This is a genomic window from Oceanihabitans sp. IOP_32 (genome assembly GCF_009498295.1).
Taxonomy (GTDB): Bacteria; Bacteroidota; Bacteroidia; order Flavobacteriales; family Flavobacteriaceae; genus Wocania; species Wocania indica.
Window position 1 is genome coordinate 700,667 of record NZ_CP040813.1, and the last position, 25,950, is coordinate 726,616.

General features: G+C 36.5%; 17 protein-coding genes. 16 read left to right on the plus strand and 1 reads right to left on the minus strand.

Annotation, left to right across the window (positions count from 1 at the left end):
• Positions 1-172 precede the first annotated feature (172 nt).
• The 16 genes from FEZ18_RS02865 (at position 173) to FEZ18_RS02940 (ending at position 24,672) form a co-directional block, all read left to right on the plus strand.
• Positions 173-1,945: an AMP-dependent synthetase/ligase gene (locus tag FEZ18_RS02865; protein ID WP_153266928.1), complete on the plus strand. Its 1,773-nt coding sequence runs from the start codon at positions 173-175 to the stop codon at positions 1,943-1,945.
• Between the two features lie 629 nt (positions 1,946-2,574).
• Complete coding sequence (locus FEZ18_RS02870) at positions 2,575-3,030, plus strand: MarR family winged helix-turn-helix transcriptional regulator (protein WP_153266929.1); 456 nt, start codon at positions 2,575-2,577, stop codon at positions 3,028-3,030.
• Between the two features lie 2 nt (positions 3,031-3,032).
• The gene (locus FEZ18_RS02875; protein WP_153266930.1) at positions 3,033-5,441 is read left to right on the plus strand and encodes a 3-hydroxyacyl-CoA dehydrogenase/enoyl-CoA hydratase family protein; all 2,409 of its coding nucleotides are present in this window, start codon (positions 3,033-3,035) and stop codon (positions 5,439-5,441) included.
• Positions 5,442-5,861: 420 nt separating this feature from the next.
• Positions 5,862-6,218, plus strand: coding sequence for a four helix bundle protein (locus tag FEZ18_RS02880; protein WP_153266931.1), 357 nt, complete (start codon positions 5,862-5,864; stop codon positions 6,216-6,218).
• A gap of 630 nt (positions 6,219-6,848) precedes the next feature.
• On the plus strand, positions 6,849-8,039 hold the full coding sequence (locus FEZ18_RS02885; protein WP_153266932.1) for an acetyl-CoA C-acyltransferase: 1,191 nt from the start codon (positions 6,849-6,851) through the stop codon (positions 8,037-8,039).
• A 190-nt stretch (positions 8,040-8,229) separates the two neighbouring features.
• Positions 8,230-10,038: an acyl-CoA dehydrogenase family protein gene (locus FEZ18_RS02890; protein ID WP_153266933.1), complete on the plus strand. Its 1,809-nt coding sequence runs from the start codon at positions 8,230-8,232 to the stop codon at positions 10,036-10,038.
• A gap of 660 nt (positions 10,039-10,698) precedes the next feature.
• Positions 10,699-12,045: a M28 family metallopeptidase gene (locus tag FEZ18_RS02895; protein ID WP_153266934.1), complete on the plus strand. Its 1,347-nt coding sequence runs from the start codon at positions 10,699-10,701 to the stop codon at positions 12,043-12,045.
• 147 nt (positions 12,046-12,192) lie between these two features.
• Positions 12,193-13,839, plus strand: coding sequence for a M1 family metallopeptidase (locus tag FEZ18_RS02900; RefSeq protein ID WP_153266935.1), 1,647 nt, complete (start codon positions 12,193-12,195; stop codon positions 13,837-13,839).
• Between the two features lie 110 nt (positions 13,840-13,949).
• The gene (locus FEZ18_RS02905) at positions 13,950-14,498 is read left to right on the plus strand and encodes a PepSY domain-containing protein (protein ID WP_153266936.1); all 549 of its coding nucleotides are present in this window, start codon (positions 13,950-13,952) and stop codon (positions 14,496-14,498) included.
• A gap of 148 nt (positions 14,499-14,646) precedes the next feature.
• Positions 14,647-15,774 carry a vWA domain-containing protein gene (locus FEZ18_RS02910; RefSeq protein ID WP_153266937.1) on the plus strand — a complete coding sequence of 376 codons (1,128 nt, stop codon included), beginning with the start codon at positions 14,647-14,649 and terminating at the stop codon, positions 15,772-15,774.
• Entirely contained in the window at positions 15,774-17,240 is a 1,467-nt protein-coding gene (locus tag FEZ18_RS02915; protein WP_153266938.1) for a magnesium chelatase, read from the plus strand. The genes FEZ18_RS02910 and FEZ18_RS02915 overlap by 1 nt, the downstream gene beginning before the upstream one ends.
• Positions 17,241-17,642: 402 nt before the next feature.
• Positions 17,643-19,235, plus strand: a complete 1,593-nt coding sequence (locus FEZ18_RS02920; RefSeq protein ID WP_153266939.1) for a type I restriction-modification system subunit M — start codon at positions 17,643-17,645, stop codon at positions 19,233-19,235.
• A complete protein-coding gene (locus FEZ18_RS02925; protein WP_153266940.1) occupies positions 19,225-20,445 on the plus strand; it encodes a restriction endonuclease subunit S in 1,221 nt (406 codons plus the stop codon). The genes FEZ18_RS02920 and FEZ18_RS02925 overlap by 11 nt, the downstream gene beginning before the upstream one ends.
• Before the next feature lies 1 nt (position 20,446).
• A complete protein-coding gene (locus FEZ18_RS02930) occupies positions 20,447-21,103 on the plus strand; it encodes a transposase (protein ID WP_228122830.1) in 657 nt (218 codons plus the stop codon).
• Entirely contained in the window at positions 21,100-23,991 is a 2,892-nt protein-coding gene (locus tag FEZ18_RS02935; protein ID WP_153269030.1) for a type I restriction endonuclease subunit R, read from the plus strand. Before FEZ18_RS02930 ends, FEZ18_RS02935 begins: the two co-directional genes overlap by 4 nt.
• 528 nt (positions 23,992-24,519) lie before the next feature.
• The gene (locus tag FEZ18_RS02940) at positions 24,520-24,672 is read left to right on the plus strand and encodes an SsrA-binding protein (RefSeq protein ID WP_153266941.1); all 153 of its coding nucleotides are present in this window, start codon (positions 24,520-24,522) and stop codon (positions 24,670-24,672) included.
• Positions 24,673-24,697: 25 nt separating this feature from the next.
• Here the strand turns inward: FEZ18_RS02940 and manA are convergent, their stop codons facing one another.
• Complete coding sequence (gene manA, locus FEZ18_RS02945) at positions 24,698-25,900, minus strand: mannose-6-phosphate isomerase, class I (protein ID WP_153266942.1); 1,203 nt, start codon at positions 25,898-25,900, stop codon at positions 24,698-24,700.
• Positions 25,901-25,950 lie beyond the last annotated feature (50 nt).

Genomic DNA, 25,950 nt, shown 5'->3' on the forward strand with positions numbered 1-25,950 from the left:
CTCAAAAACGAGATATCAGCAATTTGAAACCGTTTTAGCCTCAAAAGGGATTCATTTCCAACTATTCCCCTGCCTTTTTTGCAAGCCCTCAACCAAGCCCAAATACCAAGTTCTTATTTGTAAATCGTTTTTAATTTCATATTTTGCAAGGCTTTTAATTACAATTTTAACAATGACGCAACCAACTCGACTTTTCGATTTTCCATACTATCAATTAAAAAACAAACCCAACGCTAAAGCCCTTATTACCAAATACCATGGTAACTGGGAAGCTATATCTACACAGGAATATGTAGACAAATCGAACGCCATGAGCAGGGGTCTGTTACGATTGGGGGTTAAAAAAGATGACAAGATTGCGGTCATTTCGTCTACAAACAGAACCGAATGGAATATTATGGACATTGGAATCCTGCAACTTGGGGCACAAAATATCCCAGTATACCCCACCATTAGTGTAGAAGATTATGAATATGTGCTAAACCACAGTGAATCCATTTACTGTTTTGTCTCAGATGAAGAGGTTTTAGAGAAGGTAAAAAAGATACAAGACAAAACAAAAATTAAAGAAATTTACTCCTTCGATCGTATTGAAGGTTGTAAACATTATTCAGAATTACTAGAACTTGGAAAAGACGACAGCAATCAACCCGAAGTTGAAGCTTGTAAAGATGCGGTAAAACCGCAGGATCTGGCAACGATAATATACACCTCTGGAACCATAGGACAACCAAAAGGCGTGATGCTTTCGCACTGGAACATCACTAGTAACGCATTAGATAGCAGCCCCAGAGTACCACTTTTAGAAGGAGAAAATCGGGTCTTAAGCTTTTTACCAATTTGCCATGTTTTCGAACGTGTTTTAATTTATGTCTACCAATATGCTGGGATCTCTATTTATTATGCTGAAGCCTTAGATAAAATTGGTGATAATGCTAAAGAAGTAAAACCGCACCTCATGAGTGTGGTACCACGCTTACTTGAAAAGGTATTCGATAAAATAATGCTAAAAGGTGAAGACTTAAAAGGCATTAAAAAAGCCCTTTTCTTTTGGGCAGTAGATTTGGGAGAACGTTGGGAACCTTATAGAGCCAACGGCTGGTGGTACGAATTTCAACTAAAAATAGCCAATAAAATTGTTTTTAGTAAATGGCGCGAAGCCCTTGGTGGTGAATTGAGGACTATGGTTTCTGGAAGCGCAGCACTACAACCCAGACTAGCACGAGTTTTTGGAGCGGCAAATATGAAAGTTATGGAAGGCTATGGTCTAACCGAAACCTCTCCTGTAGTTACCGTCGGTTTATACAAAAACAACATGTATAAAGTTGGAACCGTGGGCCAACCCATCGCTAATGTAGAGATTAAAATAGCAGACGATGGCGAACTACTTGTAAAAGGACCAAACGTAATGCTGGGTTATTATAAAGATCCTGAGAAAACAGCAAGCGTGATGACGGGCGAATATTTTCATACTGGAGATAAAGGCGAAATTGATAAAGACGGCTTTTTAAAAATTACTGGTCGAAAAAAGGAAATGTTTAAAACCTCTGGAGGTAAATATATTATTCCACCGCTTTTAGAAAACGACATGAAACAATCACGATTTATAGAACAAATTATGGTAATTGGTGAAGGCGAAAAAATGCCAGCAGCCATAATTCAACCCAACTTCGAATTTATACGAGATTGGATCGATTTTAAAGGCTATAATATTGGAAAAACCGAAGAAGAGATTGCAACTTCAGAAATTGTAATAAACCGAATTCAAAAAGAAATAGACAAGTTCAACCAGAATTTTGGCAAATGGGAGCGTATTAAACGTTTTGAACTCACTTCGGATGTTTGGTCTATTAAATCAGGCCATCTTACACCGACTATGAAAATGAAACGCCCCGTAATTAAAGAAATTTATCAAGATTTATACGATAAAATTTATCGTTCGTAATACCTAACATAGCATTCTATCTACAGGTGTTTTAAGCTCAATTATGCCGTAAAAATACTTTATCATTATTGAAAAACTCTAGAATTAATACGGCAGCACTCCGTAAATCTGGGCGAAAAGGCTGTGTAATAATAAAATCACTTATACACCTGGCAAGCTTTTTTTTGTAAACAAATACATAATATCTCGATTGCTTTGTGCCTCTGCCCCTTTGGGATGACAAAAAACTTCAGATTAATAAAGCGATCTCCTGAAAGATTATGTCGTACACCAAAGTTAACCGCTTATAAGCTACAATACAGCTCCTTTTATCAAAATCTCCTAAGAAAATCACCAGCCTTAATTATTTAAAAACAAGCTGCTTATCTGATTCAGGAATAACTACACAAGCACCATCTCGACTTAAAACCTAAAGCTTCTCAAGTAAAACTTTAAAGCGGACTCCAACTAAAATTTTAACGATTCAGTCTAATAAATTTTCTGTTTTTATTATGCATGCATAGTATTTTTTTACTATCTTTGGTATTTATATTTATTTAAGGAAACATCCATAACGAAAACTTGACACCCTAAGAAATGATTAAATGGATGTCGCATGCGACGCATGAAAAAGTAATGAAGACAAATACATGAAAGAAAAAACTATTGATTATATTTTAAGAACCACGTGGCTAGCGGTAAATAAAATGTATAACGAGGAAGCTTCTCAATTTGGCACAACGATGTCTACCGGCTTTGCATTGTTAAGCATCGATCCAGAGAAAGGCACACCTTCAACGTCTTTAGGTCCAAAAATGGGTATGGAAGCTACTAGCCTATCACGTACCTTAAAAACCATGGAAGAAAAAGGACTAATTATACGCAGGCCAAATCCCGAAGACGGTCGTGGCGTGTTAATTCATTTAACCGAATTTGGTAAAGAAAAAAGAAACTATTCTAAAGAAAAAGTATTAACTTTTAACGACACTATAAAAGCTAATGTGTCTTCTGAGGAACTCTCAAATTTTTACAAGGTCGCAGAAGTTATTAATACCATGATCTCCAACAAACAGATTTATAACAAAAAAGAACACATTTCAAAATAAAGATGAGCAAACGAAGAATAAAAAAAATAGCAATTATTGGATCTGGAATTATGGGAAGCGGCATCGCTTGCCATTTTGCCAATATTGGGGTTGATGTCCTGTTATTAGACATTGTACCTAGAGAACTTACCGATAAAGAAAAAGCTAAAGGCTTAACCTTGGAAGACAAAGTAGTTAGAAACAGACTCGTTAACGATGCTTTAGCGGCCGCTATAAAATCGAAGCCTGCACCACTCTATCATCCTTCTTTCGCCAACCGAATCACTACAGGAAATCTTGAAGACGATATCGCCAAAGTAAAAGATGTCGATTGGATTATGGAAGTTGTAGTCGAAAGACTAGACATTAAACAGCAAGTTTTTGAAAAGTTAGAAAAACACAGAACACTTGGGACTCTAATTACTTCGAACACTTCTGGGATTCCTATTAAGTTTATGAGCGAAGGACGAAGTGACGATTTCCAGAAGCATTTCTGTGGCACGCACTTTTTCAATCCTGCGCGTTACTTAAAATTATTTGAAATTATTCCTGGCCCAAAAACAGATCAAGCTGTTTTAGATTTCTTAAATGAATATGGCGAAAAATTCTTAGGAAAAACATCGGTAGTAGCTAAAGACACTCCTGCTTTTATTGGAAACCGAATCGGAATTTTTAGTATTCAAAGTTTATTTCACGCCGTTAAAGATTTAGATTTAACCATTGAAGAGGTCGATAAATTATCTGGCCCCGTAATTGGTCGTCCTAAATCGGCAACCTTCAGAACGGTCGATGTGGTTGGCTTAGACACCCTAGTTCACGTGGCCAACGGGATTAGAGAAAACTGTCCGAACGACGAGCGTTTAGAGTTGTTTGAATTACCAGATTTCATCAACACCATGATGGAAAACAAATGGCTAGGAAGTAAAACCGGACAAGGGTTTTACAAGAAAATTAAAAAAGACGATGGTACTTCAGAGATTTTATCACTAGACTTAAACACTTTAGAATACCGTTCTGCCAAACGCGCTAAATTCGCCACTTTAGAGTTAACAAAAACTGTAGACAGAGTGGTTGACCGTTTTAAAATTCTAGTAAATGGAAAAGATAAAGCAGGTGAATTTTACCGTAAAAGTTTCGCGGCATTATTTGCTTACGTCTCCAATCGTATTCCTGAAATTTCAGACGATTTATACAAGATTGACGATGCCATGAAAGCTGGTTTTGGCTGGGAACACGGTCCTTTTCAAATTTGGGATGCCATTGGTGTGGAAAAAGGCATCGAAATGATGCGCGCCGAAGGCTTAGAACCTAACGCTTGGGTAAACGAGATGTTAGCCACCGGGAGTACATCCTTCTATACCGTTAAAGAGGGTGCAACGTATGCGTATGATATTCCTTCGAAAAAACAAGAAAAAATACCAGGTCAAGACAGTTTCATCATCTTAGATAATATCAGAAAAACAGCTGAAGTATTTAAAAACTCAGGAGTTGTAATTGAAGATTTAGGCGATGGCATATTAAACTGTGAGTTCCAATCGAAAATGAACACTATTGGTGGCGACGTATTAGCCGGACTAAATAAAGCGATTGATTTGGCTGAGAAAGATTTCGCAGGTTTGGTAGTTGGTAATCAAGCCGCAAACTTCTCGGTTGGTGCCAATATCGGTATGATTTTCATGATGGCTGTCGAACAAGAATATGATGAGTTAAACATGGCCATCAAATACTTCCAAGACACGATGATGCGCATGCGCTATTCCGCCATTCCAACCGTTGCCGCACCACACGGTATGACCCTTGGTGGTGGCTGTGAATTATCCATGCACGCCGATAAAGTAGTGGCAGCAGCAGAAACCTATATCGGATTGGTTGAATTTGGTGTTGGTGTGATTCCTGGTGGTGGAGGTTCTAAAGAAATGGCTTTAAGAGCGTCTGATACCTTCAAAAAAGGCGATGTCAAGTTAAATGTGCTTCAAGAGTACTTCCTAACCATAGGTATGGCAAAAGTAGCCACTTCGGCTTACGAAGCATTCGATTTAGGCATCCTTCAAAAAGGAAAAGATATCGTTGTTGTTAATAAAGACCGCCAAATTGCCGTTGCCAAACAACACGCTAAATTAATGGCCGATATGGGTTACACGCAACCGGTAAAACGCAAAGATGTTAAGGTGCTTGGCAAACAAGCCTTAGGAATGTTCTTAGTAGGAACCGATGCCATGCAAGACAGTAATTATATTTCGGAACATGATATGAAAATAGCAAACAAACTAGCCTACGTTATGGCAGGTGGCGATTTATCTGAACCCAGCTTAGTCACAGAGCAGTATTTATTGGATTTGGAACGTGAGGCGTTTTTAAGTTTGTGTACAGAGCGTAAGACTTTGGAGAGGATTCAGCATATGTTGACTAAAGGGAAACCGTTGAGGAATTAGAAAAAAGTATTTAGTATTAAGTACAGAGTATTAAGTACAGAGTATTAAGTACAAAGACGTGTAAACATCGACAAGTATTTAATTAATAGTATTACGTTTTTAATATATACTTTTCAAAATCTTAATACTTAATACTAATAATCTTAATACAATTTTTTCAAGAACAATCTTAATACTTAATACTAACAATCTTAATACAATTTTTTCAAGAACAATCTTAATACTTAATACTAACAATCTTAATACAATTTTTTCAGAAACAAACTTAATACTTAATACTAACAATCTTAATACAATTTTTTCAGAAACAATCTTAATACTTAATACTTAAAGTCTTAATACAATTTTTTCAGAAACAATCTTAATACTTAATACTTAAAGTCTTAATACTAGTTACAATCAATCTTAATACTAATCAGCATGCACAGATTCGAAGATTTGAAAATATGGCAAAAAGCAATGGACATAACAGAAAATTGCTATAAAGCAACCGATAATTTTCCTAAAGAAGAAAAATACGGTTTAACATCACAACTTAGACGAAGTGCTGTTTCAATTTCTTCAAATATCGCAGAAGGAGCAGGAAGAAATACGAATGGAGAATTTAAACAGTTCTTAGGAATTGCAAATGGTTCTTCTTACGAACTATTAACACAATTATATTTATCAAAAAGATTAAACCTAATAACAGAAGAAAAGGTTAGACCTATAATTAAAGAAGTCCTCGAAGTGACTAAAATGAATTATTCACTTCAAAAAACACTTGCTAAGTCTTAATACTTAATTCTAAAAATCTCAATACTATAATAATGAAACAAGCATACATCGAACCTAATAACAGAAGAAAAGGTTAGACCTATAATTAAGGAAGTCCTCGAAGTGACTAAATTGAATTATTCACTTCAAAAACACTTGCTAAGTCTTAATACTTAATTCTAAAAATCTTAATACTATAATAATGAAACAAGCATACATCGAACCTAATAACAGAAGAAAAGGTTAGACTTATAATTAAGGAAGTCCTCGAAGTGACTAAAATGAATTATTCACTTCAAAAAACACTTGCTAAGTCTTAATACTTAATTCTAAAAATCTTAATACTATAATAATGAAACAAGCATACATCGAACCTAATAACAGAAGAAAAGGTTAGACTTATAATTAAGGAAGTCCTCGAAGTGACTAAAATGAATTATTCACTTCAAAAACACTTGCTAAGTCTTAATACTTAATTCTAAAAATCTTAATACTATAATAATGAAACAAGCATACATCGAACCTAATAACAGAAGAAAAGGTTAGACCTATAATTAAGGAAGTCCTCGAAGTGACTAAAATGAATTATTCACTTCAAAAAACACTTGCTAAGTCTTAATACTTAATTCTAAAAATCTTAATACTATAATAATGAAACAAGCATACATCGTAAAAGCATACAGAACCGCAGTTGGTAAAGCACCAAAAGGCGTGTTCCGTTTTAAAAGAACAGACGAACTAGCTGCTGAAACCATTCAGCACATGATGACTCAACTTCCTAATTTAGACAAAAAACGTATTGACGACGTTATTGTTGGAAACGCCATGCCAGAAGGTGCACAGGGCTTAAATATGGCACGATTTATTTCATTAATTGGATTAGATAGTGTGGATGTTCCTGGAGTAACCGTGAATCGTTTTTGTGCATCGGGTATCGAAACCATAGGCATTGCCACAGCAAAAATACAAGCTGGGATGGCCGACTGTATTATAGCAGGCGGTGCCGAAAGCATGAGTGCCGTACCTATGACCGGCTTTAAACCAGAATTAAACTACGATACCGTAAAAGCGGGACACGAAGACTATTATTGGGGCATGGGAAATACGGCTGAAGCCGTTGCTAAGCAATTTAAAGTCTCCCGTGAAGACCAAGATGAGTTTGCTTACCATTCGCACATGAAAGCGTTGAGAGCGCAAGCTGAAAATCGTTTTCAAGAGCAAATTGTACCGATTACAGTAGATGAAACCTATATTGATTCCAACGGAAAAAAAGCAACAAGGTCTTACACCGTTACTAAAGACGAAGGCCCTCGTGCCGGAACCAGTCTGGAAGCTTTGGCAAAACTACGACCAGTATTTGCTGCAGGCGGTAGTGTAACCGCAGGAAACTCGTCGCAAATGAGTGATGGTGCTGCCTTTGTTATGATTATGAGTGAAGACATGGTTAAAGAATTAAATCTTGAACCCATTGCACGTTTGGTCAGTTATGCTGCAGCAGGCGTAGAACCAAGAATCATGGGTATTGGCCCAGTAAAAGCCATCCCAAAAGCATTAAAACAAGCGGGTTTAAAACAAGAGGACTTATCCCTTATAGAATTAAATGAAGCCTTCGCATCTCAGTCTTTAGCAGTTATTCGCGAGTTAAACCTAAACCCAGATATTATTAACGTAAATGGTGGTGCTATTGCATTAGGACATCCACTAGGCTGTACCGGAACTAAATTATCGGTGCAACTCTTTGATGAAATGCGCAAACAAAACATGCCAGGCAAATATGGTGCTGTAACCATGTGTGTGGGTACGGGTCAAGGCGCCTGTGGGATATTTGAATTTTTGAAATAAACAGAATTAAGATTTTTAGTATGAAGTATTAAGAACTTCGTACTTGAACTTTATACTTGATACTAAATATAAATATTGAGGAAAAAGAATTAATAAAATAACAACGCAACTTGTATTTAAGTACAAAGACAATAACTTTTCAGCTGGAAAATCTTAATACTTTGTACTGCATACTTAATACTAAGAATAAATGGAATCAAAAGAAAAAGATTTATTAAGAGGCGGACAATTTCTTGTAAAAGAAACCAACTGCGAAGACATTTTTACTCCGGAAGATTTTACCGAAGAGCAAAACATGATGAAAGCATCGGTTATAGAATTTAACGACCGAGAAATCATACCCCATAAAGCACGATTTGAAGCAAAAGACTATGCATTAACAGAAGAGGTGATGCGTAAAGCTGGTGACATGGGTTTTTTAAGTGTAGCTGTACCTGAAGCCTATGGCGGTCTAGGCATGGGCTTTGTATCTACCGTATTAACCTGCGATTATATCTCGTCTGGAACAGGTTCATTTAGTACGGCCTTTGGTGCGCATACTGGTATTGGAACCTTACCTATCACACTCTATGGTACAGAGGAACAAAAGAAAAAATACGTTCCAAAATTGGCCTCTGGCGAGTGGTTTGGTGCCTATTGCTTAACCGAACCAGGTGCGGGATCTGATGCGAATTCTGGGAAAACTACGGCCGAGTTATCTGCAGATGGCAAGACGTATAAGATTAACGGACAAAAAATGTGGATTTCAAACGCCGGTTTTTGTAGCGTCATGATTGTTTTTGCGCGAATTGAAGACGATAAAAACATCACAGGATTTATTGTAGAATACGACAAAAACAACCCGAATGGTATCACTATGGGTGAAGAAGAGCACAAATTAGGTATTCGCGCCTCATCAACACGTCAAGTATTCTTTAATGATACTGTTATTCCCGCAGAAAACATGCTGGCAGGACGTGGTGAAGGTTTTAAAATAGCCATGAATGCATTAAACGTGGGTCGTATTAAATTGGCTGCGGCCTGTTTAGATTCTCAACGTCGTATCTTAACAACTGGAGTACAATACGCCAACGAACGCAAGCAATTCAACACCCCTATCGCAAATTTTGGTGCTATAAAAACCAAATTAGCCGAAATGGCAACGAATGCTTACGTAGGCGAATCTGCAACCTATAGAGCGGCAAAAAACATTGAAGACCGCATTGCATTGCGCGAAGCTGCCGGAAATTCTCACCAAGAAGCCGAATTAAAAGGCGTCGAAGAATACGCCATTGAGTGCTCCATACTTAAAGTGGCCGTTTCTGAAGACATACAAAATGCCGCAGATGAAGGTATTCAAATTTTTGGAGGCATGGGCTTTTCTGAAGACACACCTATGGAAGCCGCTTGGAGAGACGCTAGGATTACACGAATTTATGAAGGCACAAACGAAATTAACCGCATGTTATGTGTGGGTATGCTAGTGAAAAAAGCGATGAAAGGCCATGTAGATTTATTAGGTCCTGCTCAAAAAGTGCAAGAAGAATTAATGGGCATACCATCGTTTGAAACCCCAGATTATTCTGAGTTATTTTCAGAGGAAAAAGAAATGATTAAGAAGTTGAAAAAAACCTTCTTGATGGTTGCTGGTGGTGCCGTTCAAAAGTTTGGACCTCAACTTGAAGAACACCAACAATTATTAATCGCAGCTGCAGATATTTTAATTGAAATCTATATGGCAGAATCGGCGATTTTAAGAACCGAAAAGAATGTTAAGCGTTTTGGCGAAGCTTCGCAGTCGGTTCAAATTGCCATGTCTAAATTATATCTATACCAAGCGGTAGATATTATTGAAGAAAAAGGAAAAGAAAGCATTATTTCTTTTGCTGAAGGTGATGAACAACGCATGATGCTTATGGGTCTTAAACGTTTTACAAAATACCAAAACTACCCAGATATTGTAGATTTACGTATTGAGATAGCCGAAAAAGTAAAGGCTGAAAATAAGTATTGCTTTTAAAAACTAGCACTTAACTTTTAGTTTAAAGCCAATACAGCCAATAAATATTTTTGGCTGCATTGGCTTTTTTATTTCCCATTATTAGGTAAAAGCAATACATTAAAAAAACATTTCGCTATTAATCCCTTATATTTTCTTTGCTTTTAAAGCCTCAATCTCTGGAGACCGTATTCTTTTTTGCGCTGTATCGTTCAGTTAAAAAGGTTATGAGATGTCTCAATCGTACCTCATCTCGACATGACAAATCCGTGTTGGTAAAAACTTGGGAATCTGTATCCAAACAAAAATGCACAATCCTGTACCCCCCCATAAAACCTCGGTGAAACTCTCTTCAATCTCTGTGAAACTCTGTGTAAAAACCTCAATCCTTGAAAACCGTATTCTTTTTTGCGTGTATCGTTTAGTTAAAAGGATGATGTCTCAATCGTGCCTCATCTCGATAGAACAAATCTGTATTGGTAAAACATTGAAAATCTTTGTCACATAAACATATAAATATCCGAAAAAAGCATACATAATAGAAGTTGGATTAATCACAATATTTTCGGAACTTTAAAGCGCACTAATTCAAGAGCAGATAAACATCCGTAAATAAAGCCTAGTTAAATACAACAATAATTTAATTGTAGAGATGCTGCTAATAAACTCACATTTAATAATATGAAATATCTCTTCACACTTTTCGCCCTTTTATATTCAATCGTATCTTTTTCTCAAACAGATTTAAAAATCTATGATATAATTGATGCTGTTTCCGAAGAACGTTTAAAAAATGATGTGCAAACTCTAGCTAATTTTGGAACGCGACACACCTTAAGCGACACCGTTTCTGAAACCAGAGGGATTGGTGCCGCACGACGTTGGATAAAATCTGAATTTGAAACCATTTCAAAAAATTGCGATAATTGCCTTAATGTTTTTTATCAAAGTAACTTTATTAAAAAAGGCGCCAATAAACGCATTGTAAAAGATGTTAATATTGTAAATGTGGTGGCTATTCAAAAAGGCACAACCTATCCAAACCGCTATATTATTATGAGTGGTGATATCGATTCTAGAGTTTCCGACCCGAATAATTACACCTCAGATTCGCCCGGTGCTAACGATAATGCTACAGGTATGGCGGGTGCTATAGAAGCAGCTCGCGTTTTATCGAAATATAAGTTTGAAAACAGCATCGTTTATGTTGGGCTTTCTGGTGAAGAACAAGGCTTGTTTGGCGGACAGGGCCTAGCCAAATATGCCAAAGACAACAATTGGGATATTATTGGGGTGCTCAATAACGATATGATAGGGAACATATCTGGCGTAGATGGTGTGATTGATAACAGAACCTTCCGCATTTTTTCTGAAGCCATTACCACCTCAGAAACCGATTTTGAAACCTTAGCCAATCAAAATAGGCTACGTCGTTTTTATGGCGGTGAGGTCGATGGCATTTCAAGACAGCTAGCCCGCTACACCTATAAAACCACAAAAACTTATATGCCAGAAATGAACCCGATGATGGTGTACAGACTGGATCGTTTTGGTCGCGGTGGTCACCACAGACCTTTTAACGACATGGGTTTTGCCGGCATTCGCATCATGGAAGCCCATGAAAATTACACACAACAGCATCAAGATATTAGAACAGAAAACGGCATTAACTACGGTGATACTTTCGAGCATGTTAACTTTCCGTATTGCAAAAAACTAACTGCGGTAAATGCCATTACTATGGCCAGTCTAGCCGCTGCGCCACCCGAACCAAAAGAGGTAAGTATTGGTGGTATTGTAGAGGCTTCGGCAAAATTAAAATGGAATAAAGTAGCTGGTGCAAAAGGTTATAAAATTTACTGGAGAGACACCACATCGCCCACTTGGGACCATAGTCGTTACGTCGAAGACACCACAGCATTTACCTTAGAAGGCATCGTTATAGACAACTTCTTTTTTGGAGTAGCCTCAGTTGGCGAAAATGGTTATGAGAGTGTTGTTGTTTTTCCGAATAAGATTATGAGGTGATTTTTTTAGATTTACAACATTTCAAAAAGTAAATACAACAAAGAAATCATTTAATAAAATCAGATAAATCACTTTTCTTTGTAAAATCCCATACCAATACAAACTCTTTTTATTTAAAAGAGACAAAAACTACAAATCCCCATTAAAATGAAAAATATTTTATTCATCCTATCTGCTATATTCATACTAACAAGCAGTCAAAGTCAAAATATTCTATCAGAAAAGAATACCTTCACAAAACAAGACACTTTGCGTGGTAGCATCACCCCAGAACGTGCTTGGTGGGATGTCACTTATTATCATTTAGATATAAAAGTAAATCCGGACGAGAAATTTATTTCTGGAAAGAACACCATTCATTATAAAGTTTTAGATAATCGTGCTGTGATGCAAATTGATTTACAAGCGCCTTTAAAACTCACAAAAGCAACTCAAAATGGAAAAGACCTAGAAGTAAAACACGATGGAAATGCGCACTTTATTACACTAGCCAAAGAACAAAATATTGGTGACGTTAATTATGTAACTGTTTTTTACGAAGGTCATCCCAAAGAAGCCGTTAATGCCCCTTGGGATGGCGGTTTATCTTGGAAAAAAGATAATAATGACAAGCATTTTATTGCAACCTCCTGTCAAGGTTTAGGCGCCAGTGTTTGGTGGCCAAACAAAGACCATTTATACGACGAAGTGGATAGTATGCAAATTAGCGTTAATGTACCTAAAGATGTAGTGAATGTTTCCAACGGCAGATTAAGACTTGTAGAACGAATTGGCGATACAAAAACCTACCATTGGTTTGTAAAAAGCCCGATTAATAATTATGCCGTAAATATGAATATTGGTGACTATGTGAGTTTTTCTGAGGTATATGATGGTCAAGGCGGAAATTTAGATATGAGTTATTATGTACTGCGCGATAACCTCACCATAGCGACCGAGCATTTTAAAGACGCACCAAAAATGATGAAGGCCTTCGAGCATTGGTTTGGGCAATACCCTTTTTATGCCGATGGTTTTAAATTAGTAGAAGTGCCCTATTTAGGCATGGAGCATCAAAGCTCTGTAACCTACGGAAATCAATACAAAAAAGGCTATCTGGGCAATGATATCTCGGGAACCGGTTGGGGCTTAAAGTTCGATTTTATTATTATTCATGAAGCTGGACATGAGTGGTTTGGCAATAGCATTACCAATAAAGATGTGGCCGATATGTGGATTCATGAAAGCTTTACCTCCTACTCTGAAAACCTATTTTTAGACTATTACTACGGTAAAGACGCGGCAGCAGATTATGTAATTGGTACCCGAAAAAAAATAGTTAACGATATCCCTATTATTGGCAAATACTACAACGTAAATCAAGGCGGCTCGGGCACAGATATGTACTATAAAGGTGCTAATATCTTACACACCTTACGACAACTTATTGACGACGATGAGAAATGGCGTCAAATTTTACGTAAAATGAATCTGGAGTTTTATCATCAAACGGTGACCACACAACAAATCGAAAACTTTCTTTCTAAGGAAACCGAGATCGATTTAAGTGCGTTTTTTAATCAGTATTTAAGAACTACAAAAATTCCAACTTTAGAATATACATTTAAAAATAAAACTCTAAAGTATCGTTGGACTCAGGTTATTGAAGATTTCGATATGCCTATTCGTGTAAAAATTGCAGATCAAGATCAATGGTTATTTCCTAAAGCAGCATGGCAAGAACTCAAAACACCATCTAGTAATGCCACGATTAGTGTAGATAGAAATTTTTATGTGGACGTAAAAGCCCTGTAATAATAAGGCAAAAACGCCATAAAAATAAGAACTCAATTGCTTTCTTAACAACTGCTTATAAGTATATTTCACTTTATTTCTCTATTTTTGTTAGTTCTAAATCCCTGTCTTTGAAAACAAAAACTAAAAAGTTAGCCAAACAATCTAGGCTGTATAGAAAACTGCATCGCATTATTGCCGTGCCGTTTGTTCTATTGATGTTTTTATTAGGCGCAACAGGCTTGTTATTGACATGGAAAGATCAGTTAAATCTTAAACCTAGCGCTCAAAAATCGGTAGCTAATAATAGACCTTTAATTTCTCTAGATATCATTAAAGAAAATGCGATAAAGCATATAGAAACCCTAAACTTATCATCAGAAATTAACAGAATAGATTACAGACCCAACAAAGGCATTGCCAAAATACGTTTTGAAAATCATTTTACAGAATTACAAATAGACTGCTATTCTGGTGAAATTGTTTCTGAAAAACACAGAACCGCAGATATTATAGAAATGCTGCACGATGGCTCCATTTTAGATTATCTATTTAACAACCAATCCAAACCCATCAGATTGCTCTACTCTACAGCAACTTCATTAGCGCTTATGCTTTTGTCTTTTAGTGGCTTTTGGTTATGGTTGAAACCAAAGCAAATCAAAAATTTAAAACAATAAAAGGAATTTATTATGCTCTTAAACAGATTTTAGCCCATTATATTAATCTGTATAATTGTTTAAAAGCTAATAATAAGTTCAAAAAAAAATCTTAAATACCTGTTAAGACGTATATTTAGAGGCTAAATTGTTGTATTTTTATACTTCAATGAAAAAAGAAAACATAAACAGAACAGGATTTAAATTCACACCTTATTCTGCGCCTTCGCAAACCCCTTTCGAAAAACTATTTGATGTTTTTAAAGAACTTATAGTACACACTTCTGGCGATTTCGACGAGGCTATAGATTGGTTACGTGAATTAGACAAAGAATACGAGTTAACCACTCCAGACTATACCATAGAGGACTTTATTGAAGACCTCAAAGCTAAGGGTTACATTCGCGAAGAAATTAGACCAGACGGTAAAAAAGGCAACGCCATAACAGCAAAAACCGAACGCGTGATTAGGCAATCTGCCTTAGATCAAATCTTCGGTAATATTAAACGCAGTGGTTCCGGTAATCACAGAAGTAAGGGCGTGGGCATTGGCGACGAGCACACTGGCGATTTTAGAAACTATCAATTTGGAGACGATTTAGATAAAGTATCCATGACCGAAAGTTTACGCAATGCACAAATAAATCACGGTCTTAATAGCTTTAATTTAACCGAAGACGATTTGGTTGTTGAAGAAACCACCCACAAATCACAAATGAGTACGGTGCTCATGATTGATATTAGCCACAGCATGATTTTATACGGTGAAGACCGCATTACACCGGCTAAAAAAGTGGCCATGGCACTAGCCGAATTAATTACCACACGATACCCCAAAGACACCTTAGATATTTTGGTTTTTGGAAACGATGCTTGGTCTATAAAAATTAAAGATTTACCCTATTTAAACGTAGGACCATATCATACCAATACCGTTGCAGGCTTGCAATTAGCGATGGATTTATTGCGAAGAAAACGCAATACCAATAAACAAATTTTCATGATAACCGATGGCAAACCCAGTTGTTTGCGCATGCCAGACGGCACTTATTATAAAGATAGTAATGGCTTAAACCCCTACATTACCAATAAATGCTATGCACAAGCTCAACAAGCTAGAAAACTGCACATCCCTATAACCACCTTTATGATTGCTCACGACCCCTATTTAATGCAATTTGTAGAGGCCTTTACAAAAGCAAACCAGGGGAAAGCATTTTATACAGGCTTAAAAGGATTAGGCGAAATGATTTTTGAAGATTACGAAACCAACAGAAAAAAAAGAATTAAAGGATAATGAATATAGAAACCATAAATACTTTAGGTGCTTTAAAAAAAGCAGGATACAAAAGCCAATCGATTAAAGATGAATTACGCACCAATTTAATTGAAAAAATAAAGCATAAAACCACCGTTTTTGAAGGCGTACATGGTTATGAAAACACGGTAATTCCAGAATTAGAGCGCGCCATATTATCACGCCATAACATTAATTTTTTAGGCTTACGCGGACAAGCAAAAACGCGTTTAGCGCGTTTAATGTTAAATCTTTTAGACGAATATATTCCGGTTGTTGAAGGTTCTGAAATTAATGACGACCCTTTGCAACCCATCTCACGTTACGCCATCCAACTCATTAAAGAGAAAGGCGATGACACCCCTATTTACTGGATGCATAGAAGCGAACGTTACGCCGAAAAACTAGCCACTCCAGATGTCACCGTTGCCGATATTATTGGCGATGTAGATCCCATAAAAGCAGCCAATTTAAAATTGAGCTATGCCGACGATAGAGTTATTCACTACGGCATGATTCCGCGTGCCAATCGCTGTATTTTTGTAATTAACGAACTGCCAGATTTACAAGCCAGAATACAAGTCGCCCTATTTAATATTTTACAAGAAGGCGATATACAAATTAGAGGTTTTAAATTGCGTTTACCTTTAGAAATACAGTTTATATTTACCGCAAACCCCGAAGATTATACCAACCGCGGAAGCATAGTAACCCCCTTAAAAGACAGAATTGGTTCTCAAATTTTAACACATTATCCAACCGATATTGAGACCGCAAAAACAATTACCACTCAAGAAGCCAAATCTGATGCACGCCAAAAAGAAACCATTCACGTGCCAGAACTAGCCAAAGATTTGTTAGAGCAAATTGTATTCGAAGCCCGTGAAAGCGATTTTATTGACGAAAAAAGTGGCGTGAGCGCACGATTAAGCATAACCGCTTTCGAAAACTTATTAAGCACTGCCGAATTAAGGTCTTTAAAAGCAGGCGATGAACATACCACCATTAGATTGTCTGACTTTATAGGCATTATCCCCGCCATTACAGGAAAGGTAGAATTGGTTTATGAAGGCGAACAAGAAGGCGCCGCACAAGTGGCATATAATTTAATAGGAGACGCCGTAAAAAGGTTATTCCCAGAGTTTTTCCCTAAAATCGAGAAGCTTAAAAAGCAAGACGAAGAAAGTCCGTACGACGATATTGTGTCTTGGTTTTTTAACAACTCAGACGGTTTCGAACTATTAGACGATTTAAGAGACAAAGAATATAAAAACCTGCTAGACGCTGTAACCCCTTTAGACGATTTATTAGGCAAGCACCAACCCAAATTATCAAAACAAGAAAGCTATTTTGTAAAAGAATTTGTGCTTTGGGCCTTAGTAGAATACAAGCAATTAAGCAAATATAGATTTAGTGAAGGCATTCAGTTTAAAGACCCTTATGGCAGTTTTATAAGTGGGATTTAGGATGCGATTGTTGTGTTGATTAAGTTTTATTTGAAATAAAAGTTGAGGTTTTTTATACTACAATAAAAAACCTCAACATACTTATACATAAATTACATACTATTATTTATGAAGATTACAAACCGTTAATATAGTATGGTATGAATTTGCTCGCTTGGTTTTTCTCTTGGCAAAAGTGCTTCCCATTTTCTAATAGGTTGGTTTGTTTTATATATTAGTGGTTTAAATGTAGACATACACACGTTGTGAACACGCTCTGAAAAACCATTTGCGCAGTCAACCACATTCGTTTTTTCAATGCAAAAGCCAAGGCTGAAAAAAACAAAAGAGCTATTTTAGCCAACCTGTCTGTCGAACAGGTAAACGCATACTAAAAAAGAAAACAAAAGAACTAAACCAAATATGTTAGAAGACCAAAAAAGGATATTAGAAACACAACTTTGGGGAATAGCCAACCTACTAAGAGGAAAGATAAGTGCAGACGACTACCGAGACTACATTCTCGGTTTTATCTTTTATAAATACCTTAGTGAAAAACAATATCTATATGCCAACGAACTACTTGAAGGCGAAGCCGTAACCGATTATAAAGCGGTAACCGATACAGAAACCCTTAATGCTATTAAAGAGGAATCCCTATTAAAATTGGGCTATTTCCTGAAGCCCAAAGAATTGTTTTCTGAATTGGCTAAAAAAGGAAATGCCGATATCGAAAGCGAAAGCAACTACATTATTGAGGACTTGCAAGCGGTAATGAACCACATTGAGCAGAGCACAATGGGAACGGAATCTGAAGAAGATTTCAACGCCTTATTTGAGGATTTAGATTTAACTTCCACAAAAATTGGTAGAACTGTAGGCGCGAGAAACGAGGTTATCGTAAAAATATTAAACCATCTTGATAAAATAGACTTCAAATTACAAGATATAGATGCTGATGTTCTCGGAGACGCCTACGAGTATTTAATTGCAAAATTTGCCGCAGGAGCAGGAAAATCGGCAGGAGAATTTTATACGCCACAACAAGTTTCTAAAATATTAGCCAAAATTGTAACCACAGGAAAAACCAAACTAAAATCGGTATACGACCCTACCTGCGGGTCGGGCTCGCTATTGCTTCGTGTGGCGCGTGAAGTAGAAGATGTTGGGGAGTTTTACGGCCAAGAACTCAACCGAACCACGTACAACCTGGCTCGAATGAATATGATATTGCACGATGTGCATTTTAGAAACTTTAGTATTGAGCAGGAAGACACCTTAGAAAATCCGCAACACCTTGAAAAACGCTTTGAGGCAGTAGTTGCCAATCCGCCGTTTTCGGCACATTGGAAAAGCGACAAAAACCCATTGAACAATACCGACGAGCGCTTTAGCCAATATGGACGATTAGCACCCAAAACAAAAGCCGACTATGCATTTATCACGCATATGATTTACCAGTTGGCAGACAACGGCATAATGGCAACCGTAGTGCCACACGGAGTGCTTTTTAGAGGAGCCGCAGAAGGCACGATTCGAGAATATTTAATAAAAGAACTCAATTATTTAGATGCCGTGATTGGTTTGCCAGCCAATATTTTTTACGGCACGTCCATCCCCACCTGTATTTTGGTCTTCAAAAAATGTAGAGAAGTAGATGATAATATTGTATTTATTGATGCCAGCGGAGACGACCATTTCATTAAAAACGGCAATCAAAACGAATTGCGTGATGAAGATGTAGAGAACATTATTAACACCTACCGAAACCGAGAAACAAAAGAGAAATACAGCTATGTGGCCAGCTTAGAAGAAATTGCCGAAAACGACTATAATCTCAATATCCCTCGTTATGTAGACACCTTTGAAGAAGAAGAACCCATAGACTTAACGGAAGTTTCCGAACGATTGGTAGGGTACGACAATGGCCTTAAAGAAGTAAATAAGGAAATAGCAGGTTTTTGTGACGAATTAGGCATTGTTCCCCCTTTTAAAGTTGAAGAAAATGGAGAATAACATTGCACCAGAATTGAGGTTTCCGGAGTTTGAGGGAGAATGGGAGGAAAAGAAATTGGGGGATATTGCTGAAATATCTTCAGGTGGGACACCAAAAAGAACACAAATGTCTTATTGGAATGGCATTATTCCTTGGGTTAGCACCGGTCTTATTAATTATAATCTAATACTTGAAACAGACGAGTATATCACGTATGATGGTTTAATTAATTCATCTGCAAAACTTTTTCCCAAAGGAACAATTTTGATGGCTATGTATGGTCAAGGAAAAACTAGAGGAAAAGTAAGTATTCTAGGCATAGAAGCTTCAACAAATCAAGCTTGTGCAGCTTTACAGTTGAAAAATAGTTTATCAATAAATTTTGTTTATAGCCATTTAGCAAAAGACTACAATAGAATCAGAAATATTGCAAACGATGGTGGCCAGCAAAATCTAAGTTTAGGTTTAATTAAGTCTCTCAAAATCTTCATTCCCTCCCTCTCCGAACAAACCAAAATCGCGACTTTCCTCACCACAGTTGACCAACGCATCAATCTTTTAGAAAAAAAGAAAACCCATTTAGAGCAATACAAAAAAGGGGTGATGCAAAAACTTTTTCCGCCAAAGGGCGAACAGACTCCAGAAATCCGCTTTAAAAAAGAAGATGGCACGGATTATCCAGCTTGGGAGGAGAAAAAAATCAAAGAATTATTCAGTTTTAAGCAAGGTGTTCAATGTGGTATTGAGAAACAAAGCTTAATAAAAAATGATGGTCAAATAAGATTTATAAGAATTGTTGATTTAACAAAAAATGATGAGCCAATTAGATATATTGACGACCCAGGAAAAGAACATCGAATTTATAATAATGATTTATTTATGGTCAGATATGGTAATGCAGGGCTAATTGGCTACAACTATCAAGGAGTAATTGCAAATAATTTATTCAAAATATTACCAATAAATGAAAACCTAATTGATAATCAATTCTATTTTTTTGTTTTTACCATTATGCAAAGGAAGTTGGAGGCTTTAGCAAGTTCTTCAACAATGCCTGCATTAAATTTTAAATCATTAGAGGGTTTAAAACTACCTTTTCCAACGAAAAAAGAACAACAAAAAATAGCCGCATTCCTTTCTGCCATCGATAAAAAAATAGAAAGGACGCAAGAACAGATTGTGGGAATGCAGGAATGGAAAAAGGGGTTATTACAAAAAATGTTTGTATAAAATGAAGAATAAATTACCCAATAGAAAATCCATACGATTAAAAGGCTACGATTATTCGCAGGCAGGGTTGTATTTTGTGACCATTTGTACGCAAAACCGCGCCCATTTATTCGGTAACATTAAAAATGGTGAAATGATATTGAATGATGCAGGTAAAATGGTCGAAACCGAATGGATGAAATTAACCGATCGATATAAAAATATACAATTACACGAATACGTGGTAATGCCCAACCATTTCCACGCCATATTTCAAATCGTAGGGGCGACCCTCGTGGTCGACCCTGATAACGGGCAACCACAAGGGATTGCCCCGACGCCGGGGATTGCCCCGACGGAAGGGATTGCCCCAACGCCGGGGATTGCCCCGACGGGAAAAAGATTGGGCGATATGGTTGGGGCATTCAAATCCATCACGACGGTAAATTATATCCGCCATATAAAAACCAACGATTGGCCGCGTTTTTATGGTAAATTATGGCAACGTAATTATTGGGAACACATCATTCGAAATGAATTCGCATATAATCGTATCTCACAATACATTATTAACAATCCTGTAAAATGGGAAAAGGATAAATTGAATAATGGTCGTGGTAATACGGTAATGGAACCATCTGCCGATTATGGAAATGAAAATTGGAACAACTATTTATGACTACACAGCCAGAACAAATATTAGAAAACAACCTAGTTGCTCAATTACAAAAATTGGGTTACAAAAAAGTGGTTATCAAGAATGAAAGCGACCTTTTAGATAATCTAAAACGTCAATTAGAAATTCATAATAAAACTATTCTTTCAGATAGTGATTTTAAGCAAATACTTAACTACATCAACAAAGGCAATGTATTTGAACGTGCAAAAATTTTGCGAGACCGTGTTCCCTATACCAACGACCAAGGCGAACATAAAACCATTGAGCTAATCAATCAAATACATTGGTGCCAAAACGAATTTCAAGTTACCCAACAAGTAGAAATGGAAGGCGCCTACAAAAATAGATACGATGTAACCATTTTAATAAACGGCTTACCGTTGGTTCAAATTGAGCTAAAAAGAAGAGGTTTAGAACTAAAGGAGGCCTTTAACCAAACCAACCGTTACGAACGCCATTCTTACGGAGCAGGACAAGGTTTATTTCAATTTATACAAATCTTCGTCATTAGCAATGGCGTCAATACAAAATACTACGCCAACAGCCCATTAAAGGCTCGATCGTTTAAACAAACCTTTTACTGGAGTGATGTTGAGAACAAACTTAACACACAATTATCCACTTTTGCCGATATATTTTTAGAGCCTTGCCATATTTCGAAAATGATTTGTAAATATGTGGTGCTTAACGAATCGCAAAAAATATTGATGGTGCTTCGCCCCTACCAATTTTATGCAGTAGAAGCTATTATTGAGCGCGTGAAGAATACAACAGACTATGGTTATGTATGGCACACCACAGGTTCAGGCAAAACCTTGACTTCTTTTAAAGCAGCACAAATATTAACCAATTTGCCACAAGTGCACAAGGTGGTTTTTGTGGTGGACCGTAGAGATTTAGATTATCAAACCACCAAAGAGTTTAACGCCTTTAGCAAAGGAAGTATCGACGGTACAAACAACACCAATACTTTGGTAAAACAAATGGTTGGCGATAACAAACTTATAGTAACTACCATTCAAAAACTGAATACCGCAATAAGCAAAAAAAGGTATTTAAGCAGAATGGAGACATTAAAAGACGAACGTATTGTTTTCATTTTTGATGAATGCCACCGTTCTCAATTTGGGAAAACACACGAAACCATTAAAAGGTTCTTTAGCAATTGTCAAATGTTCGGTTTTACAGGCACGCCAATTTTTGAAGCCAATGCAGGAAAAAATGAGTATGGTAAGCGAACAACGACCATGCTTTTCGATAAAATTTTGCACAAATATGTGATTACAGATGCCATAAGAGATGAAAACGTATTAAAATTTTCAATCGAATACATCAGTACTTTCAAGAAGAAAGACCATATTTTAGATATAGACGTAGAAGCTATTGATGAAGCAGAAGTTATGAACGCGCCAGAGCGTTTAAATAACATTGTGGATTATATTATAACCAATCATAAACGCAAGACACATAGCAGAGAGTTTACAGGCATATTTGCGGTTTCTAATATTGACACTTTAATTGAGTATTACCAATTATTTCATCAGAAAAAGAAAAAAGGAGAACATAATTTGCGAATAGCCACCATATTTTCATATCAATCTAATGAAGATGATAAAGAGGCCATTGGAGATACATTTATTGACGATGAATTTTTAAATAATGACGCATACAGTATTGCGGCCGAACCACAAACAAAATACCTTTCTGTTGAACAGGCAGGTGGCAACCAACATTCACGAGAATATTTGGAAGACTTTATAGTTCATTACAACAAACAGTTTAGTACAAATTTTACAACTAAAGATAGTAAGAGTTTTTACAACTATTACAACGACGTTGCAAAGCGGGTTAAACACAAACAAATAGATGTTTTGTTAGTTGTAAATATGTTTTTAACAGGTTTTGATAGCAAAGCACTAAACACACTTTACGTAGATAAAAATTTACGCTATCACGGTTTAATACAAGCCTATTCGCGAACCAATAGAATTTTGAATGAGTTAAAATCGCAAGGAAATATTGTATGTTTCAGGAATTTGAAAGGAGCGACAGATGAAGCCATTTCGCTTTTTTCAAATATCAATGCGAAAGATGAAATCATAATGCAACCTTATGAAGAATATGTTGCAAAATTTAATCAGGCATTTATCGCATTGTTACAAATAGCACCTACTGTAAATAGCGTGAATGACCTTCCAAGTGAAGAGGAAGAGTTGGAGTTCATCAAAGCGTTTAGGGAGTTAATGCGATTAAAAAACGTATTAGCAACTTTTACTGAATTTGATTTTGTGGACTTAACGATGGACGAACAGCATTTTGAAGATTACAAGTCCAAATATCTAGACCTTTACGACAAAGCAAAATCGGCTCAAGCAAAAGAGAAAGTATCCATTCTTCAAGATGTCGATTTTGAATTGGAATTGATACACAGAGATGAAATCAATGTCGCTTATATTTTGAAACTCTTAGCAAAACTTAAAGATGCTAATGTTGAAGAACAAGAACAACAGAAAAAGGCAATTTTAGAATTAATGTCGGGAGACACGCAGATGCGCAGCAAACGTGAACTGATTGAACGATTCATTCAAGAAAATTTACCGCAAATTGATGATTCTGAAGATATTCCAGATGAGTTTGCCAATTATTGGAGTAAAGAAAGAATTGCTGCAATTGAAAATTTGAGCGAGGAAGAAAATTTGGATGCTGAAAAACTACAAGAGGTTATCGGGAATTATTTGTTTACCGAAAAGAAGCCATTACGAGACGAAATAATTGGGATGTTGAAAGACCGACCAAGTTTGAAAGACCGAAAAACAATAGCTGAACGAGTGACAGAAAAAATAGTTGGATTTGTAGAAACATTTATCAGTGGAATTACAAGACCATAATGAAATGCCAACGCTAAAAAGTCCTACCCCCTAACCGTCTGGCAAGTGGGTTTGCAATTCGGATTAGCCAACGCTAGGCCAAAAATTACAAAAGCGTATGTCTGTTGCCAATTCTAGCAAGTTTTCCGAAAAAAAAATAGTGTACAAAAACATGTAAAACCTATATATTATGAGCTTTACAAGAGGTATAGGCGTATATACAAAGATTGTCGTTTATTTGATTTGACCTCATTTAAATTTATAAGCATTAAAATTTGGCTGGCGAGTATTCCTGAATTTGACTTTATAAATCTTAAACAAACGTAAGGCTCTTCTAAAACATTTTATATAAATTCCCCTCACTTTTTTACCCTTCAGACTTCAAAAACGAATTGTTTAATCTCCATAAATTAAAGGTGGCCCCAATTAAAGTAGTTAACAATCTGAAACTAAAAAACGTACTTGCCCATTATTACAATTCTAAAAAAACAGCCTAGCTGTTATAATATTAGTTTTAGTATTTTTACACACTAAGAAAGATCTTAAAGCATGAAAAAGCAAGTATTCAAGTTTTTAACAAAGCTTAATAAAATGGTGTTACCAAGTTATTCTAAAAAACAGTTAGACTTAAGTAAAGCCACCAAATTACAACTGGCCATTTTTGGTTGGCGTGTTTATGTTACCAAAAATGCTTTAGATTAATTCCAGACTCATTTATAACACAACGCTAAGGTGTTGTGGCTTTGTATAGGGTTGCATTAGATGTTGTCGTTATGCTATACTCAGCATCTGCTTCTAAAAACACCGAATCGCCCTTGCCCATTTGTAATACCGTTTCGCTTTCTGTAATTTCTGCTTCGCCATCAATAACCATAATAATTTGGGCAGTTTTTGCTTTAGATTGGTAAATATCGGCTTTTATTAAATCTATTTTACTCAATTCAAAATCTGGTGCTGGTGTTTTATAAATTCGTTCAAGACCATCGGCCTGCACGTGTCCTCGCATCACATTTGGAATGGTTTCTTCAAAAGCAATATGTTTTAACAACTCGGGTACGTCAACATGTTTTGGTGTTAATCCGCCACGTAAAACATTATCTGAATTGGCCATAAGCTCTATATTTTGCCCTTCCAAATAAGCGTGAGGAATACCTGCGTCTTGAAAAACGGCTTCGTCTTTATTGGTTTTAACAATATTGAAAAAGTAAACCGAGTAAATGCCTTTATCTAATTCCTGCTTATCTTTTGTGGCGTCCATGGCTTTTGCTGCCCAATAATCTGGGCTCATTTTATCTAGCTTACCTTCTAAGTATAAAGGCATAATGCGCTTTGCCAATGGCGATAATATGCGATTCGTTTCTTCTACCGACTGTTCCATCACGGTTTTATATAAACCCAGATACCCTTCTTCTTTAAAAACAGGCAGCAAATGTGTTAATTCTGAAACTTCTTTTAATCGTTTTATAAGTTTTTCCTGAGACAAGAAGCCGTGTAACAGCCAAAAATCGCTTAAAGCCACCATAATTTCTGGTTTATGGTTATCGTCTTTATAGTTTCTATGTGCTGCGGTTAACGGAATACCCAAAGCGTTTTCGCGTTTAAAGCCTTTCTCGGCTTCTTTTTTAGTGGGATGTACTTGTATAGACAACATCTCGTGTACATCGAGCACTTTAAACAAAAAGGGTAAGCCTCCAAATTTATGCGCAACCTCTGCTCCCAAACTTTTAATAGGATTTGCCAAGATGTAAGCATCAAGCTCCTGTTTACCAGTGGCTGTAGTAATTACAGCAGGGGCTTTTTTATGAGCGCCTAACCAATATTCTGCATATTTTTCGCTCGTACTACCAATTCCCAATAAATCAGGAATAAAATTTGTACCACCCCATGCGTAATTTTGTATTTCTCCTTTAAGTGCAAATAATTTAGACATCTTTTTTAATATTGAGATATGTGAAACCTAATCCTATAGAGGACGCAATA